This is a genomic window from Rhodococcus sp. KB6 (genome assembly GCF_001445685.1).
Taxonomy (GTDB): Bacteria; Actinomycetota; Actinomycetes; order Mycobacteriales; family Mycobacteriaceae; genus Rhodococcus_F; species Rhodococcus_F qingshengii.
Genome location: NZ_LNAK01000043.1, coordinates 538,353 through 551,579 on the forward strand (window position 1 = coordinate 538,353; position 13,227 = coordinate 551,579).

Below are 13,227 nucleotides of genomic sequence, written 5' to 3' on the forward strand. Positions count from 1 at the left end.
TCCGCGAGCAGTGAGGAAATATCGTGACCGACTCCGATCGACCAGGTGGCGATGTCTATGTGGAGCGTGACGGTGGCGTCACTGTCATCGTGATGAATCGCCCTGATCGCAAGAATGCGGTGGACGGGCCGATGGCGGCGCAGTTGCGTGATGCCTTCCTGGAATTCGAGTCGGACGAGAGTCAGAAGGTGGCAATTCTGTGGGGTGCGGGCGGCACATTTTGTGCCGGTGCGGATTTGACCGCAGTCTCCGACCCCGCGCGCGTGCACGAGTTGCATCCGGAAGGCGGCGGCACCGGCCCGATGGGGCCGAGTCGGTTGGTGTTGTCCAAACCGTTGATCGCCGCCGTCAGTGGATACGCAGTGGCCGGAGGGCTCGAGCTTTCATTGCTCGCGGACCTGAGGATCTGCGAGGAGGATTCCGTGTTCGGAGTCTTCTGCCGGCGCTGGGGAGTTCCTCTCATCGACGGCGGGACCGTGCGACTGCCGCGAATCGTCGGGCAGGGGCGAGCGCTCGACATGATCTTGACCGGTCGCCCGGTCGACGCTTCGGAGGCGTTGGCCTTCGGACTGGCCAATCGTGTTGTTCCAGTGGGGCAGTCACTCCAGGTAGCCAAGGAGCTTGCGCACCAGTTGTCCGCTTTCCCACAACTCTGCATGCTCGCGGATCGCGCATCGGCCTACCGATCTTTTGATCTACCACTTGCCGAAGCACTGCGCGCCGAGGGGGTCGCAGGAAATCCCATTGTCATCGCCGAAGGTGTGCGCGGCGCTGCTGCGTTCGCCGCGGGCGCCGGCCGGCACGGCCGATTCGAGAACAACCCGAATTCGAACGAGGAAACTGAACCATGATGCCCGTAACCCGAGATCTGATCGCCCGTGGTGCGCGACAGCACGGACCGCGAACAGCCGTCGTCTTCGGCGATCGATCGATGACGTTCACGGAAGTGGACGAACTCAGCAGCCGATTGGCGCATACATTCATCGCGCTCGGTATCGGGCGTGGCGCACGGGTTGCGTTGCTGGTCAACAACTCTCTTGCCAGCGTGCCTGTCGATTTTGCGTGTGTCAAAGCCGGCATCAACAGGGTTCCGCTCAACTCGCGACTCTCGCTCGACGAGCACGCACGAATGCTCGAGGACACCGACACCTCGCACGTCGTTTTCGGTACTGACCTTGCCGGCCGAGCTGCTGAACTGTCCGCCAGGTTCCCGGATCGGACGTTCGTCGGGCTGGAAACAGGTGCGGAGGGGCAGCTTTCGCTGTTGGATCGAGCACAGGGCATGTCTTCGGCCACTCCGGACGTCGAGGTAGATCCCGACGACGTGATCCTGACGCTGTTCACTTCCGGGACCACGGGAACGCTGAAGGCCGCGCAGCACACTCAGCGCAGCTACGCCGGAATCTGCCGCAATGTTCTGCTCAATCTGCTTCCGGCGACTCAGGACGACACGATGTTGCACGCAGCATCACTGATTCACGCCAGCGGTGTCTTCGTGCTTCCATTCTGGCTCCGTGGCGGTAAGACCGTCATCCTTCCCGGTTTCGACCCGTCGACCTTCTTGGACTCGATAACCGAGCATCGGGCTACGGCAATCAATCTGGTGCCGACGATGATTCAGATGCTCCTCGAACGCCCTGATTTTGCGAGCGCAGACATCTCGAGTCTGAAATCCGTGATCTACGGTGCGTCGCCGATGCCGCTGGCCACCATCGAACGGGCGATGCAGGCGTGGGGGCAACACCGTTTTCTCCAGTACTACGGGCAGACCGAGGCACCGCTGTGTATTGCAGTCTTACGGCCCGAAGATCACACGGAAGATCGCCTGCTGTCCTGTGGTCAGCCGGCCATCGACGTCGAGATCAGGCTGCTCGACGGCGAGGGAAACGAAGTGCCCCAGGGAGAACCGGGTGAAATCGTGATCCGCTCGCCATCGGCGATCGCCGGATACTTCAATGCACCGGAACTGAATGCGGACACCTTCACCGAAGACGGCTGGGTTCACACCCGTGACATCGGTCAGTTCGACGCCGAAGGATTCTTGTTCTTGAAGGACCGAGCTTCGGACATGATCATCAGCGGCGGATACAACGTCTACCCCCGTGAAGTCGAGGATGCACTCCTGACGCATCCGTCTGTCCGTGAGGTCGCCGTGGTGGGTACCGCCGACGCCAAGTGGGTGGAGGCGGTCACGGCTGTGGTGGTGCTCGAGGACGGGACCGTCGAAAACGACGTACTGCAAGCATCATTGGTCGCGCACGTCGGCGAGCGACTGGCGTCGTACAAGAAGCCGCGTCGGGTTGTTTTCGCAGAATCCATACCGAAGACGGCCGTCGGCAAGCTCAATCGGAAGGCGCTGCGAGACGAACTCCGCGACGCTATCTAACTCCGCGAGTGCGGAATTGAACGCTGATTCTCGGCCCGAGGGCCCGCGCACTCTTCGGGACACAGTGTTCCCACGTGCGTTGGCAGGATCCGCCCATGACGAGTAGATCTCCGTGTCCGAGATTGAAGCGGATGGATTCGCCGCCCCCACGAGGGCGCAATAGGAGCGGGCGAGCCGCACCGAGAGACAGGATGGCCACCATCGTGTCCTCGGTGCGACTTCGTCCCGTATCGTCCCCGTGCCAGGCAACGCTGTCGGAACCGTCGCGATAGAAACACAGACCCGACGTGGCGAATGGTTCACCGAGTTCGTCGAAGTAGTGACTGCTCAGCGCGTCTTTGGCTTCGGTGAGAAGTGCGTCCGGCAGTGGTTGATTCTCTGCGTAGAAACACACCAGACGAGGGACGTCGACAACGCGGTCGTACATCTGACGCCGTTCGGAACGCCACGGCACCGTAGCTTCCAGATTGTCGAACACGGCCTCCGATCCGGTCAGCCAGGCCGGGCGATGGTCGACCCATGCGCCGGCTGTGAGGATACGTCTCTGCACCGTGCCCTCGAGATCGCCCAAAGAGACGCCCAGGTCACCGTTGTCGAACAGAGACGGTTGCATCGTGGCGGTCATAGACTCCACCGTACACCGAAATCGAACATATGTTCCCATGAAATTTGATTGCAGTGCTGGACGGCTGTTCATCCTTGCTGGGTGATGTCCGGCGGCGTGAACCTTTGAATACTGTTCTCACGCTATTTCGCCGAAGAAGGGGATGTCATGACTGCTCCGCACCAATCTCATGCGAACCACCCTGTCCGACAAGGCTTTGCCATCGGGACCACGGTGGCGGCAGCATGCCTGCTCTTCGTCGCGGGAATCGTCGCGTTGCTGCAGGGCATCGCGGCTCTCGCGGACAACGATCTGCTGATCGTCGGAGTCAATTACACCTTCGAATTCGATGTCACGACATGGGGTTGGATCCACATCGTGCTCGGAATCATCGGCATCGCGGTGTCGCTGGGATTGTTCGTCGGCATGGCGTGGGCCCGCGGGATGGCATTCGTCATCGCGGCACTTTCGATCGTGGCGAATTTCCTGTGGATGCCGTACTACCCGCTGTGGTCGATCGTGATCATCGCCCTCGACGTCGCTGTGATCTGGGCCGTCGCGACCTGGCGACCTGACGAGGTGTGATCCTCTGACCGAAGTGAGTGGTTCACCTGCGGTAGGTGAACCACTCACTTCGCTGTGTCCGGGCCTCCACGGTTGGCCTCATCCCTACGCGGGGTCAGCGCCGTTTCGGTGACTCGCGATCCTGGTTCTCGCGCGGACGCATGTCCTTCGTCGATCGGTGTGGGAAGCCATGGATCATCGAGCAAGAGATCCAGCAGATCACTACCGTTGCGATTCCGAGTCCGATCGACGCGAATGGTTCCTGCGTAGCCAGCCAGACGCTCAGTCCGATTGCCGTCCCGACGATCAGAATCAGGATGGTGTCGAGTCGTGTCGTTTGCATCGAAATCATCGCCTGGCACAGATAGTTTCTGGCGGCCCGCTGGTTTTGGCGGCCCGCCGCCCGGCGAGTGACAGCCGGGGGCAGACCTTGCGCGGCTGACCCCTCGCTCTGGAAATCGCCGCCGCAAGTGATCAATACCCGCGAAATTCGTCTGCGAAACTCCACACAGGAAGAACAGGACCTTATGCCTCAAGGCCCGACATGCCGGGCCTTGACTATGACGTAGCGTCATAGTTAATGCTGTTCGTATGCGAATCAGCGACGTGGCCAGTGCGGCAGGCACCACTCCGCGGACCGTTCGGCACTATCACCGACTGGGGTTGCTGGCCGAGCCGAGACGACTGTCCAACGGTTACAGAACTTACGAACTTCCCGATCTGGTCAGGCTGATGCGCATTCGTTGGCTCACCGCCGCCGGCATTCCACTCGGATCCATTGCCGCGATGATCGAACCGACGCCGATCGATGCACGAGAACCGGACGACTTCGCCGAAGATCTTTCCTCCCTGATCGCGGAGATAGACCGGAAGCAGCGCGTCCTCGCAGACCAGCGAGTGCGCCTCCAGGAAATGCTCACGGCGCGAGGTGCTGGGAGGGTGGTCTCGCCGCTTCCGATGGAGCTGCTGTCGGCGTTCGACGAGTTGATCGCGTCGTCCCCCACGGGTTCGGTGCGACGCTTGTTCGAGCGCGAACGCGACATGTGGGAATTGGTGGCGATCTCGGGAGCAGCGCCACACGAACTGTTCTCCACGGCTGCGCGATTGCTGTCCGACGAGGGCGACCGGAAGAGAATTGTCGATCTGTACCGTCGTTTCGCCGCTCTGGCTGGGCGCGAGGTAGCCGAGGTTGCAGACGAGATCGCGTACTTGTCGGACGAACTGGAGGAATCACTGGACGGGGTGCTCGGCGATGTGTACGCAGACGGAGACTCCGCAGGCGTGGGATTCTCGGTTGGGATCGCTGATCTGGTGCCTGATTCAGCGCAACGTGAAGTGGTCGCGCGCGTCGCAACACGTCTCATGTCAGGCGGTACGGCGTGATCCGATCACTGTGGTTGCTCTCGACGGGTCGGAGAGACGGAGGTTCCAGTGATACAGCGACTTTCGGCTACGCGAGGGGGACAATGTCGATACCGGTGGCATTTGTTGCGGCGAGTGTGATCGAGGCCGTGGCGATTCACTTCCTGGTGCCGTGGCAGTGGCTTCGCGTCGTGCTGCTCGTTGCAACGGTGTTGTCGCTGATTGCGATTGGCGGTTGGCTTGCCGGACGCGTCGTGCACCCGCATCTCGTCTCGGCTCGAACGGTGGTGTTTCGTTCCGGCACGGGCATTCGAGTCGAGGTGGACCGATCACGGATTTCGCGGGCGAGCATGGTCCGAAGGTTCGGTGAGACAGCAAATGTGATTGTCGACGATCGCTTGGTTCTGCCGGGGCCCGACGGCACTGTCGTGGACATAGACTTCGATCGGCCGCTCTCGGTCACGCTCCCGAAACGGCTGTCGAAGGGATCTCGCTCCACTCTGATCGGTGGGTTGCGGTTGCATGTCGATCAACCCGGTGAATTCTGTGCAGCGTTGTCGCGGGACTGAACTCGCAAAGATCGTCTGGAGTCGGTCAGAGCGGAGACCTAGATGGAAGACCTTCAGGGAATCGGCTCGACAACCAGCCACTGCACCGTGCCACCGACATTCCATAGTGCATCGGGGTTGTCGAGCGAGGCCGCGTACGTTGCCGCAGCTTGGTCGCCGGCGATCTCACCGCTCTCACCCGACGGCGGGTTGGGCTCGAGGAATTCGGAGGGGTGCGGCCCTGGCCATGCAGGCACGTCGAACGGGGAAATGCTGGTGTCGATGAGGCCAGGTCGATGCACGGTCACCCGGTCGGGAACTTGCTTGGTTTCCGCCGCCACGGCAATGCCTGGTCCTTCGGCAGCTTCGCCGTCGCCGCTACCGCAGCCTGCCACTGCAAGAACAAGTCCCGTGATTGCCACACCCACTACCGCATGACGTATCCGCACCGTTTTCTCCTAGCCGGGGCTCACCCCGTTCGAACTCCACTATTGCATCTCGCCAACTCCGCGGGATGCGTCTTTCGATAAATGTGGGAAACGCACTGAATGTGCTCGACAGGAGAATTGGATTGTACTGTGAGCCATGCCGACCCTGCTTCGACGTGCAATCAAGATCGGCGCGGTAGCGCTGGCAACGATTGTGGTGGCGGCCTAACTGTATCTGGCCTTCACTTATCGCAGCGCTGATGTCTTTGCGCCGCCAGGGCGCATCGAGTCTCTCGGCCGGACCTACCTGATCAGCAATTTCCCGCCGCGCACTCGTGAAGATCTCGAACAGCGATTCGCGCAGGGCCATCGTGAGCAGTACACCTTGGAACAAGTGAGTTCCGTATTTCCGTGGCGCGCTGTCTACCAGTGGCAGAACGACCAGATCCGCGGCCAGGCGACGTCGAGCGCGTACCTGAAATGGGGCGAGACGTACATCAGCTATTCGCTTTCGGGTGGCCCATGATTCTGCGTAGACCGAGTCGAACTCACATCGCTTCGTCTGCTGTCGCTCGTCGGGCTACTGCTGCACCGGACTGAGCCTGCCACCGTTCTTCGATGCGGCCGTACCGCCACACGAGGAGGGCGATCAGCCAGGTGACAACAAAGAGTCCGACGATGATGAAGCCCATCGCGCCGAGATCCAAGTTCCCGATTGCGCCGAGAATCCCGTCGTGGATGTCGAGTTTGTCGGTGAAGATCGAGATGATTTCCTGGGACCCGATCAGCAGGGCGACTGCCACCGAGAGTCCGGTGATCACCATGTTGTAGTAGATCTTTCGGACCGGCTGAGCAAATGCCCAACCGTAGGCGAAATTCATGAACGATCCGTCGATCGAGTCGAAAAGCGACATCCCGGCGCAGAAGAGGATCGGCAGAACGAGGATCGAATACCACGGGAGCCCTGTCGCCGCCGCGCCGCCGGCGATCACCAACAGCCCGACTTCGGTGACGGTGTCGAATCCCAATCCGAACAGCAGACCGACCGGGTACATGTGCCAGGGCTTGCGAACCATCTTCATCACCGGGCCCAGAATCTTGTTCAGGGCGCCGCGGCTGTCGAGTTCCTTCTCGAGTTGTTCCTCGTCGAAGGTTCCTGCCTTGTACTTCGTGTACACCCGATGAATTCCGATGAGAGAGAAAAGATTCAGGAGGCCGATCAAGATCAGGAACGTGCCGGAAATGGTGGTGCCGAACAAGCCGGTCCACTTCTCCAGATCGGAGTTGTCGTCGGAAAGGCTGGTGGCCAGTTGCCGCACACCCAAAGCCAAGAGGGCGACGAGTACGAAGACGATGGTCGAGTGTCCGAGCGAAAACCAGAACCCGACGGACATCGGTTTCTTGCCGTCCGCTACCAACTTCCGAGTGGTGTTGTCGATAGCGGCGATGTGATCGGCGTCGAAAGCATGGCGCATGCCGAGCGTGTACGCCGTTACGCCGAGTCCGACGCCGAAGACACTGCCTTCGATCGTGTAGTGGCCGGGGACAACCAGGCCGAGAAGAACTGCCCACCCGACGACGTTGAGCGCTACGACGGTGACGGTCATCCCGATGATGCTTCGACGCTGGCCTCGATCCAGACTGTGCCAAGCACCGGCGATTCGAGTGCCTGTCGTGGTCATTGTCGTGGACATCGAACCTCACCGATCCTTCAGTCGCGGCCGGCGGCCACGCTACTGAAATCGTATAAGTGTTCAACTGTTCAGATAAGCGCCTGGAGGTTACAAATTGCCCATTCGGGAGTAAAGATATTTTGCTCGTCGATGGGAAATGCTCAGGCGAACACGGTATTGACCAGCGCGACGTAGATCGTCGTTCCGACGACGATGCTCAGGACGGCATTCTTTCGCCAGAGGTGCGCGGCGATCGTGGCGCACACTGCAATCAGTTCGGGTAGGCCATGAGAAGGGGCGGTGATCGACACCCCTTTGAGTGAATACATGACGAGAATCAACATGACGCCTGCCGGCATGTAGATGCCGAGGTAGCCGACCAGGGCGGAGGAGCGCAGCGGCATGAGCGCGGCGAAGGGGATTGCGCGCAGCGCGAAGGTGACCACGGCCATGACTGCGACCGCCGCAAAGATGTACGAGGTGTCAGGCATCGATCTTCGCCTTTCGTGAGTCGTAGACAAAGCGCCCGATCAGGAAGAGCACGAAGGCGCCCATCGCAATTGGCAGCACGTGGTCCGGCGCTGCGAGCCGGGCGACCAGAGCGCAGGTGACCGCGGCGACCGGCACCGCGAATCCGTTTTGTGCGCGAATCGCTTCGATCGAGAGGACGACGAACAACGCCGTCAGGGCGAAGTCGAGGCCGACGATCGAGTCCGGAATCCACTGTCCTGCCGTCGCGCCCAGGATCGCGCCACCGATCCAGTAGCCGTGCAGGTACAGCTGGGAGTAGACGATGACGCGTCCGGTGAGTGCCTTGGGATCGGCAGTTACCGACATCGCATAGGCCTCGTCGGTCAGCGCGAACATGCTGTAGAAGCGGGCGAAGGGGTTGCGAATCTTTTCCAGCGGAAAACTCAAGGCGTAGAACACATGTCGAAAGTTGACCAGCAGTGCGGTCAGAGCGACGTACGGCAGCGGTGTCATGGCCGCGACCATTCCGACCGCGAGAAACTCCAGCGACCCTGCGTAGATCAGCGAGGTGAAAGCGACTGCCCACCAAGGGCTGAGTCCTTGTTGGACCACAAGAACGCCAAGTGCGATCCCGAGTGGGAGCAGGCCGAATCCAACCGGTAGCGACAGCTGGAAGGCGTGCCGCCACGCCGGGGTTCGCGGTGGGAGTTCGACGGCCGGTGCGGCCGTCGACGATGCTGGTTCGATCACGACGCAAATCTATAACAAAGATCGAGGTGATCGATTGCTCAGAATGCCCACATATTGAACAGTGCGCAATAATAGTGCGATGGATGCCATGGATGACGCAATTTTGTTTCACCTACGCCAGGACTCGAGTTTGACCAACACCGAGTTGGCGGATCTGGTGGGTCTGACACCCTCACCTTGCCTGCGTCGGGTGAAGAAGCTCGAAGCCGACGGAATCATTACCGGGTACCGGGCGATCGTCAGTCAGGAAGCGCTCGGTCGAGGATTTCAGGTGATCGTCACCGCCGAGATCGGAGTCAACGACCAGGCCACCATCGAGGACTTCGAATCCCAGGTCGCCGCCTTCGACGAAGTGATCGAATGTCGGCGGTTGTTCGGAATTCCCGACTACTTCATTCGGGTCGCGGTGAAAGATCTCGCGACGTATGAGAACTTCATGGTCACCAAGCTCAGCGGGCTTCCGGCTGTCTCGCGGGTGACATCGTTGATCACCATGAAGACCATCAAGAGCGTCGACTGACTCCCGGGCTCGGCTGAACCTTCACTAGGTGTCGGTGGTCGGCGTTAACGTCGGAACATGGGATACGAATTTCAAGTCACAGTAGATTCGGCACATCCGCACGAACAGGCGAAGTGGTGGGCCGCAGCACTCGGGTGGGCAGCGGAGCCCAGCGACGAAGACTTCATCAGGGGCCTCGTCGCCGCTGGTCACGCCAAGGAATCCGACACCACGACATTCGAGGGAGTCCTCGTCTGGCGCGAAGGTGCGGCCATCAGCGATCCGGAGCATCCCGAACGTCCCCGCGTTCTGTTCCAACTGGTTCCGGAATCGAAGACGGTGAAGAACCGGCTCCATTTCGACATACGAGTGGGCGACAAGCGCGAGGATGTCGCAGCGCACCTCGAGACGGTGGGGGCGACGATCCTGCACCGAGGAGCGCAGGGGCCGAGCGTGTGGATCACGATGACCGATCCCGAAGGAAACGAGTTCTGCGTCAGCTAGCGGTACGAACTCGGAGTGTCGCCGGTCCATCGTTTGAAGGCCCGACGGAAGGCGCTGGGCTCGGAGAACCCCAATCGCGCCGAGAGTACTTCGACGGATTCTCCGCGCCGCAAACCAGCGATGGCTACGTCGCGGAGCACTTCCTCGCGCAGTTGATTCAGTGATGTTCCGTCACGCCGCAGCAGTCGACGCAGATGGGGAACGCTGATCGAAAGCATCTCGGCGATCTCCTCGGCCGTGGAGGTTCGCCCCTTCACCCCGAGTTCCAGGACCCGTCGTACCTGCGCCGACGCAGTGCTGTCGTAATCGCGTTCGGACATGAGCTGAATCGGAGATTCTCGGAGGTACTCCTCCAACGTCTCCTCGGTTTGGATGATCGGTGCACGCATGGCCGAGTTGTCGAACTCCAGTGCCGCGCGCTGCGCGCCGAAGGTGACCGGCGCTCCGAAGATGTAGTCGTAGTCCTGCGCCAACCGTGCATCCGGTGCCGAGTACGGAAATTCGACCGCCCGAAGTCGGACGCGCTTTCCGATCAACCATGCGGAAAATCGGTGCAGCAAGATCAGGACGAAATCGGTTGTGACACGTTCTGCGACATCAGGTTCGGCGACGCCTTCGCGAGCTCGGACAGCGAAACTCACCCGAGTGCTTTCCTCGCCCTTCTCGATCGACAGTGGGGCCAGAGCCGGTAGCGCACGGATCACGTCGGACATTCGAGCGAAGGCCGATCCGAGATCAGGGCAATGGATCAACGTCAGGCAGATCAATCGGAAAGTGCCACGGGGGACCGGGGCGGATCCGAGGCCGAACAATTCGTCGTCGGTGATCTGCCAGGTGGATTGGATGAACGTGGTGACCTGAGTCGGGGTCAGCCGGGCGCGCGGGTCGGACAGTGTCTCGAGGTCGATCCCGGCAGCGCGCAGTGCACCCGACAAGTCGACGTCGTTGTCCGGCGAGAACGCGAGATAGCGGTGGACGAATGCGGTCGGGATGGTCCGCGCTGTCATGGGTGCGCTGCTCCTTGGAGCAGGTGGAGACGGCGTGCAGCTTCGGACAGAATGTGGTCCTGCTTGCAGAAGGCGAAGCGCACCAGGTGCTTCCAATCGTCGCGGTTGTCCGCGAACACGTCGACCGGAACGGCCGCGACGCCGATCCGCTCGGGCAGTGCGCGGCAGAAATCTCCCGCATCGGTTTCGCCCAACGGTCTGATGTCGGCAAGGAGGAAGTACGTGCCGCCACCGGAATGCACCGTGAAACCGGCCTCGGTCAGAGCTTTACCGAGCACGTCGCGTTTGCCTTGCAAGCTCTGTCGAAGTTCGACGACCCACGGCTGTTCGTTGGTGAGCGCGTAGGCAACGGCCGGTTGGAACGGTGCACCGGCAACAAATGACATGAACTGCTTGGCGGCACGGACTCCGTCGATGAGTTCGCGCGGGCCGATCGCCCAGCCGGTTTTCCAGCCGGTGACATTGAAAGTCTTTGCGGCACTGGACACCGTGACGGTGCGCTCACGCATGCCCGGGAGCGACGCCATCGGTGTGTGGGTGAGGCCGTCGAAGACCAAGTGCTCGTAGACCTCGTCGCTCAACACGATCAGGTCGCGTTCGCACGCGAGTTCGGCGATCGCTCGAAGTTCGTGATCGGTGAATACGGTGCCGGTGGGGTTGTGAGGACTGTTGACGATCAGCATCTTCGTCTTGGCGGTGATCGCGCCGCGCAATGCATCGAGATCGACCGCAAATCCGTCTCCCGCGGTTACCAACGGAACTGTGCGACGTACAGCGCCTGCCAACGCGACGGATGCAGCGTAGGAGTCGTAGTACGGCTCGATCAGCACTACTTCTTCGCCGGGTTCGACCAGTCCGAGAATCGCAGCACTGATCGCCTCGGTGGCGCCGACGGTGACCAGAACTTCGGAGTCGGGATCACTGTCGAGTCCGTAGCGGATGCGCCGATCCTCCGCGATGGCCTGACGCAAGACGGGCATGCCCGGACCGGGCGGGTATTGATTGACGCCCTCGGCGATGGCTCGGCGCGCTACCTCGAGCATGGCCGCAGGACCGTCGGTATCCGGAAAGCCCTGACCGAGGTTGACCGCGTCGTGAAGTGTGGCCAACGCTGTCATCTCGGCGAAGATCGTGGATGCGAACGGCTGCAGACGCGAGACGGTGCGGTTGCGGGGCGTCGAAGGCATCTTTGCAGCTTAGTCGGCTGACACCGCATCCTCACATCCGCTCGGACGCGGTGCTTGTCACGTTTGAATCGCCGCCATCGTCCAACTCTGTAGAGAGCATCGAATCCGGTGCCCCAGAACATACGGAGGCTTGCCATGACTCGCATTCCCGCAGTGACACCGTCAGAAGCCGGTCCGTTGATCAAAGTGGCATACAAATTCGCCGCCAGGCAGTACGACGAAGTCCCCGAGCCCTTTGCCGTCCTGGCCAACCATCGGAAATTGTTCGTAGCGGCTGCCCGCCACGAAATGGCTGTGCAGAAGGCGTCGAAGGTGCTGCCGTCGAACATTCGTGAACTGGCCGTCTATCGCGTCGCCTGGACTGTCGGCTGCTCGTGGTGTGTCGACTTCGGGACGATGCTCTCGCGCTTGGACGGTTTGGACATCGACAAGTTGAAAGAGATCGCGAACTACCGGGATTCATCGAAGTACAGCGAAGACGAGCGGGCCGCGATCGCCTACGCCGACGCCATGACCGGTGACCCCCATGGGGAGAACGGGGTGACGGACGAACAGGTCGCGGATCTCGAGCGCAGGTTCGGGCGAGCGGGCGTCGTGGAACTGACCTATCAGATCGGGCTCGAAAACATGCGCGCCCGGATGTATTCGGCGTTGGGGATTACCGAGCAGGGGTTCAGCACCGACTCCTGCCGTGTGCCCTGGGCAGAAGAATGATGCGCTGATTCGTCTACGGCAACTATCGACAATGCTCCGCAGATACGTGATCATGATTGACTAGTTCACGCATCTGCGGAGCATTCCGGCTTGTTAGGTCCGCACTTGCGACCTACGATCACCTGGTGCCCAACATTCGAATCCGCGAAGCTGCCGGCCTGCTCGGTGTCAGTGACGACACCGTCCGGCGGTGGGTCGACGGTGGGCTTCTCACCGCGACGACGGACGACTCCGGCCGCAAGGTCATCGACGGTGCCGAGTTGGCGGGCTTCGCCCGGTCCAACGCCGGACCCGCACCGGCCGATCCGCTCACGGGTGCGAGTTCGGCCCGCAACCGGTTCGCCGGCCTCGTCACCAAGGTCGTCACCGACAAGGTGATGGCTCAGGTCGAAATGCAGTGTGGGCCCTTCACTGTCGTCTCGTTGATGAGTACCGACGCGGTTCGGGAGCTCGGACTCGAGGTCGGGAGTATCGGAGTCGCAATCGTGAAGGCCACCACGGTCATCGTGGAAACGCCGTAGTTTTTGAAC

General features: G+C 61.1%; 18 protein-coding genes. 10 read left to right on the plus strand and 8 right to left on the minus strand.

The genetic code is table 11. The features are described 5' to 3' along the window. The first annotated feature begins 23 nt into the window (after positions 1-23). Together ASU23_RS09630 and ASU23_RS09635 are read left to right on the plus strand one after the other, a co-directional pair. Positions 24-851, plus strand: a complete 828-nt coding sequence (locus tag ASU23_RS09630; protein ID WP_003939849.1) for a crotonase/enoyl-CoA hydratase family protein — start codon at positions 24-26, stop codon at positions 849-851. Next, positions 848-2,386 carry an AMP-binding protein gene (locus tag ASU23_RS09635; RefSeq protein ID WP_058037803.1) on the plus strand — a complete coding sequence of 513 codons (1,539 nt, stop codon included), beginning with the start codon at positions 848-850 and terminating at the stop codon, positions 2,384-2,386. The genes ASU23_RS09630 and ASU23_RS09635 overlap by 4 nt, the downstream gene beginning before the upstream one ends. Here ASU23_RS09635 and ASU23_RS09640 read toward each other — a convergent pair. Further along, on the minus strand, positions 2,379-3,011 hold the full coding sequence (locus ASU23_RS09640) for an alpha-ketoglutarate-dependent dioxygenase AlkB (RefSeq protein WP_007733562.1): 633 nt from the start codon (positions 3,009-3,011) through the stop codon (positions 2,379-2,381). The genes ASU23_RS09635 and ASU23_RS09640 overlap by 8 nt on opposite strands. Positions 3,012-3,158: 147 nt before the next feature. Between ASU23_RS09640 and ASU23_RS09645 the strand changes: the two genes are divergently transcribed. Then, on the plus strand, positions 3,159-3,575 hold the full coding sequence (locus tag ASU23_RS09645) for a hypothetical protein (RefSeq protein WP_007733561.1): 417 nt from the start codon (positions 3,159-3,161) through the stop codon (positions 3,573-3,575). 94 nt (positions 3,576-3,669) lie between these two features. Here the strand turns inward: ASU23_RS09645 and ASU23_RS09650 are convergent, their stop codons facing one another. Beyond that, on the minus strand, positions 3,670-3,897 hold the full coding sequence (locus ASU23_RS09650; RefSeq protein ID WP_020970523.1) for a hypothetical protein: 228 nt from the start codon (positions 3,895-3,897) through the stop codon (positions 3,670-3,672). A gap of 248 nt (positions 3,898-4,145) precedes the next feature. Between ASU23_RS09650 and ASU23_RS09655 the strand changes: the two genes are divergently transcribed. Both ASU23_RS09655 and ASU23_RS09660 read left to right on the plus strand, forming a co-directional pair. After that, positions 4,146-4,937 (plus strand): MerR family transcriptional regulator, encoded by a 792-nt coding sequence (locus ASU23_RS09655; RefSeq protein ID WP_042921734.1) that lies wholly within the window; start codon positions 4,146-4,148, stop codon positions 4,935-4,937. A gap of 83 nt (positions 4,938-5,020) precedes the next feature. Further along, a complete protein-coding gene (locus ASU23_RS09660) occupies positions 5,021-5,485 on the plus strand; it encodes a hypothetical protein (protein ID WP_042921731.1) in 465 nt (154 codons plus the stop codon). Between the two features lie 53 nt (positions 5,486-5,538). On the opposite strand, the gene ASU23_RS09665 is transcribed toward ASU23_RS09660, so the two are convergent. After that, positions 5,539-5,913: a hypothetical protein gene (locus ASU23_RS09665; RefSeq protein ID WP_050654739.1), complete on the minus strand. Its 375-nt coding sequence runs from the start codon at positions 5,911-5,913 to the stop codon at positions 5,539-5,541. A 373-nt stretch (positions 5,914-6,286) separates the two neighbouring features. Here ASU23_RS09665 and ASU23_RS35090 point away from each other — a divergent pair, with 373 nt between their 5' ends. Beyond that, a complete protein-coding gene (locus tag ASU23_RS35090; protein WP_274534915.1) occupies positions 6,287-6,418 on the plus strand; it encodes a hypothetical protein in 132 nt (43 codons plus the stop codon). A 22-nt stretch (positions 6,419-6,440) separates the two neighbouring features. On the opposite strand, the gene ASU23_RS09670 is transcribed toward ASU23_RS35090, so the two are convergent. The 3 genes from ASU23_RS09670 to ASU23_RS09680 all read right to left on the minus strand — a co-directional run bounded on the left by ASU23_RS09670 (position 6,441) and on the right by ASU23_RS09680 (position 8,786). Next, positions 6,441-7,586, minus strand: a complete 1,146-nt coding sequence (locus ASU23_RS09670) for a HoxN/HupN/NixA family nickel/cobalt transporter (RefSeq protein ID WP_082661372.1) — start codon at positions 7,584-7,586, stop codon at positions 6,441-6,443. 140 nt (positions 7,587-7,726) lie between these two features. Beyond that, positions 7,727-8,056: a branched-chain amino acid transporter permease gene (locus ASU23_RS09675; protein ID WP_003940007.1), complete on the minus strand. Its 330-nt coding sequence runs from the start codon at positions 8,054-8,056 to the stop codon at positions 7,727-7,729. Next, positions 8,049-8,786, minus strand: coding sequence for an AzlC family ABC transporter permease (locus tag ASU23_RS09680; RefSeq protein WP_058037804.1), 738 nt, complete (start codon positions 8,784-8,786; stop codon positions 8,049-8,051). The genes ASU23_RS09675 and ASU23_RS09680 overlap by 8 nt, the downstream gene beginning before the upstream one ends. A gap of 79 nt (positions 8,787-8,865) precedes the next feature. Between ASU23_RS09680 and ASU23_RS09685 the strand changes: the two genes are divergently transcribed. Both ASU23_RS09685 and ASU23_RS09690 read left to right on the plus strand, forming a co-directional pair. Continuing rightward, positions 8,866-9,306, plus strand: a complete 441-nt coding sequence (locus ASU23_RS09685) for an Lrp/AsnC family transcriptional regulator (RefSeq protein ID WP_020970517.1) — start codon at positions 8,866-8,868, stop codon at positions 9,304-9,306. Positions 9,307-9,363: 57 nt separating this feature from the next. Then, a complete protein-coding gene (locus tag ASU23_RS09690) occupies positions 9,364-9,789 on the plus strand; it encodes a VOC family protein (protein WP_003940409.1) in 426 nt (141 codons plus the stop codon). Here ASU23_RS09690 and ASU23_RS09695 read toward each other — a convergent pair. Continuing rightward, entirely contained in the window at positions 9,786-10,796 is a 1,011-nt protein-coding gene (locus ASU23_RS09695) for an AraC family transcriptional regulator (RefSeq protein ID WP_030535335.1), read from the minus strand. The genes ASU23_RS09690 and ASU23_RS09695 overlap by 4 nt on opposite strands. Further along, a complete protein-coding gene (locus tag ASU23_RS09700) occupies positions 10,793-11,983 on the minus strand; it encodes a pyridoxal phosphate-dependent aminotransferase (RefSeq protein WP_003939670.1) in 1,191 nt (396 codons plus the stop codon). The genes ASU23_RS09695 and ASU23_RS09700 overlap by 4 nt, the downstream gene beginning before the upstream one ends. 135 nt (positions 11,984-12,118) lie before the next feature. Between ASU23_RS09700 and ASU23_RS09705 the strand changes: the two genes are divergently transcribed. Then, positions 12,119-12,697, plus strand: coding sequence for a carboxymuconolactone decarboxylase family protein (locus ASU23_RS09705; RefSeq protein ID WP_003940090.1), 579 nt, complete (start codon positions 12,119-12,121; stop codon positions 12,695-12,697). Between the two features lie 125 nt (positions 12,698-12,822). Continuing rightward, a complete protein-coding gene (locus tag ASU23_RS09710; RefSeq protein ID WP_003940157.1) occupies positions 12,823-13,218 on the plus strand; it encodes a molybdopterin-binding protein in 396 nt (131 codons plus the stop codon). Positions 13,219-13,227 lie beyond the last annotated feature (9 nt).

Excerpts from the sequence above, each read along its gene's own strand:
- ASU23_RS09670 (WP_082661372.1), bottom strand. The coding sequence starts at position 7,586 with ATGTCCACGACAATGACCACGACAGGCACTCGAATCGCCGGTGCTTGG.
- ASU23_RS09700 (WP_003939670.1), bottom strand. The coding sequence starts at position 11,983 with ATGCCTTCGACGCCCCGCAACCGCACCGTCTCGCGTCTGCAGCCGTTC.
- ASU23_RS09635 (WP_058037803.1), top strand. The coding sequence starts at position 848 with ATGATGCCCGTAACCCGAGATCTGATCGCCCGTGGTGCGCGACAGCAC.
- ASU23_RS09640 (WP_007733562.1), bottom strand. The coding sequence starts at position 3,011 with ATGACCGCCACGATGCAACCGTCTCTGTTCGACAACGGTGACCTGGGC.
- ASU23_RS09645 (WP_007733561.1), top strand. The coding sequence starts at position 3,159 with ATGACTGCTCCGCACCAATCTCATGCGAACCACCCTGTCCGACAAGGC.
- ASU23_RS09695 (WP_030535335.1), bottom strand. The coding sequence starts at position 10,796 with ATGACAGCGCGGACCATCCCGACCGCATTCGTCCACCGCTATCTCGCG.
- ASU23_RS09655 (WP_042921734.1), top strand. The coding sequence starts at position 4,146 with ATGCGAATCAGCGACGTGGCCAGTGCGGCAGGCACCACTCCGCGGACC.
- ASU23_RS09705 (WP_003940090.1), top strand. The coding sequence starts at position 12,119 with ATGACTCGCATTCCCGCAGTGACACCGTCAGAAGCCGGTCCGTTGATC.
- ASU23_RS09650 (WP_020970523.1), bottom strand. The coding sequence starts at position 3,897 with ATGCAAACGACACGACTCGACACCATCCTGATTCTGATCGTCGGGACG.
- ASU23_RS09660 (WP_042921731.1), top strand. The coding sequence starts at position 5,021 with ATGTCGATACCGGTGGCATTTGTTGCGGCGAGTGTGATCGAGGCCGTG.
- ASU23_RS09685 (WP_020970517.1), top strand. The coding sequence starts at position 8,866 with ATGGATGCCATGGATGACGCAATTTTGTTTCACCTACGCCAGGACTCG.
- ASU23_RS09690 (WP_003940409.1), top strand. The coding sequence starts at position 9,364 with ATGGGATACGAATTTCAAGTCACAGTAGATTCGGCACATCCGCACGAA.
- ASU23_RS09675 (WP_003940007.1), bottom strand. The coding sequence starts at position 8,056 with ATGCCTGACACCTCGTACATCTTTGCGGCGGTCGCAGTCATGGCCGTG.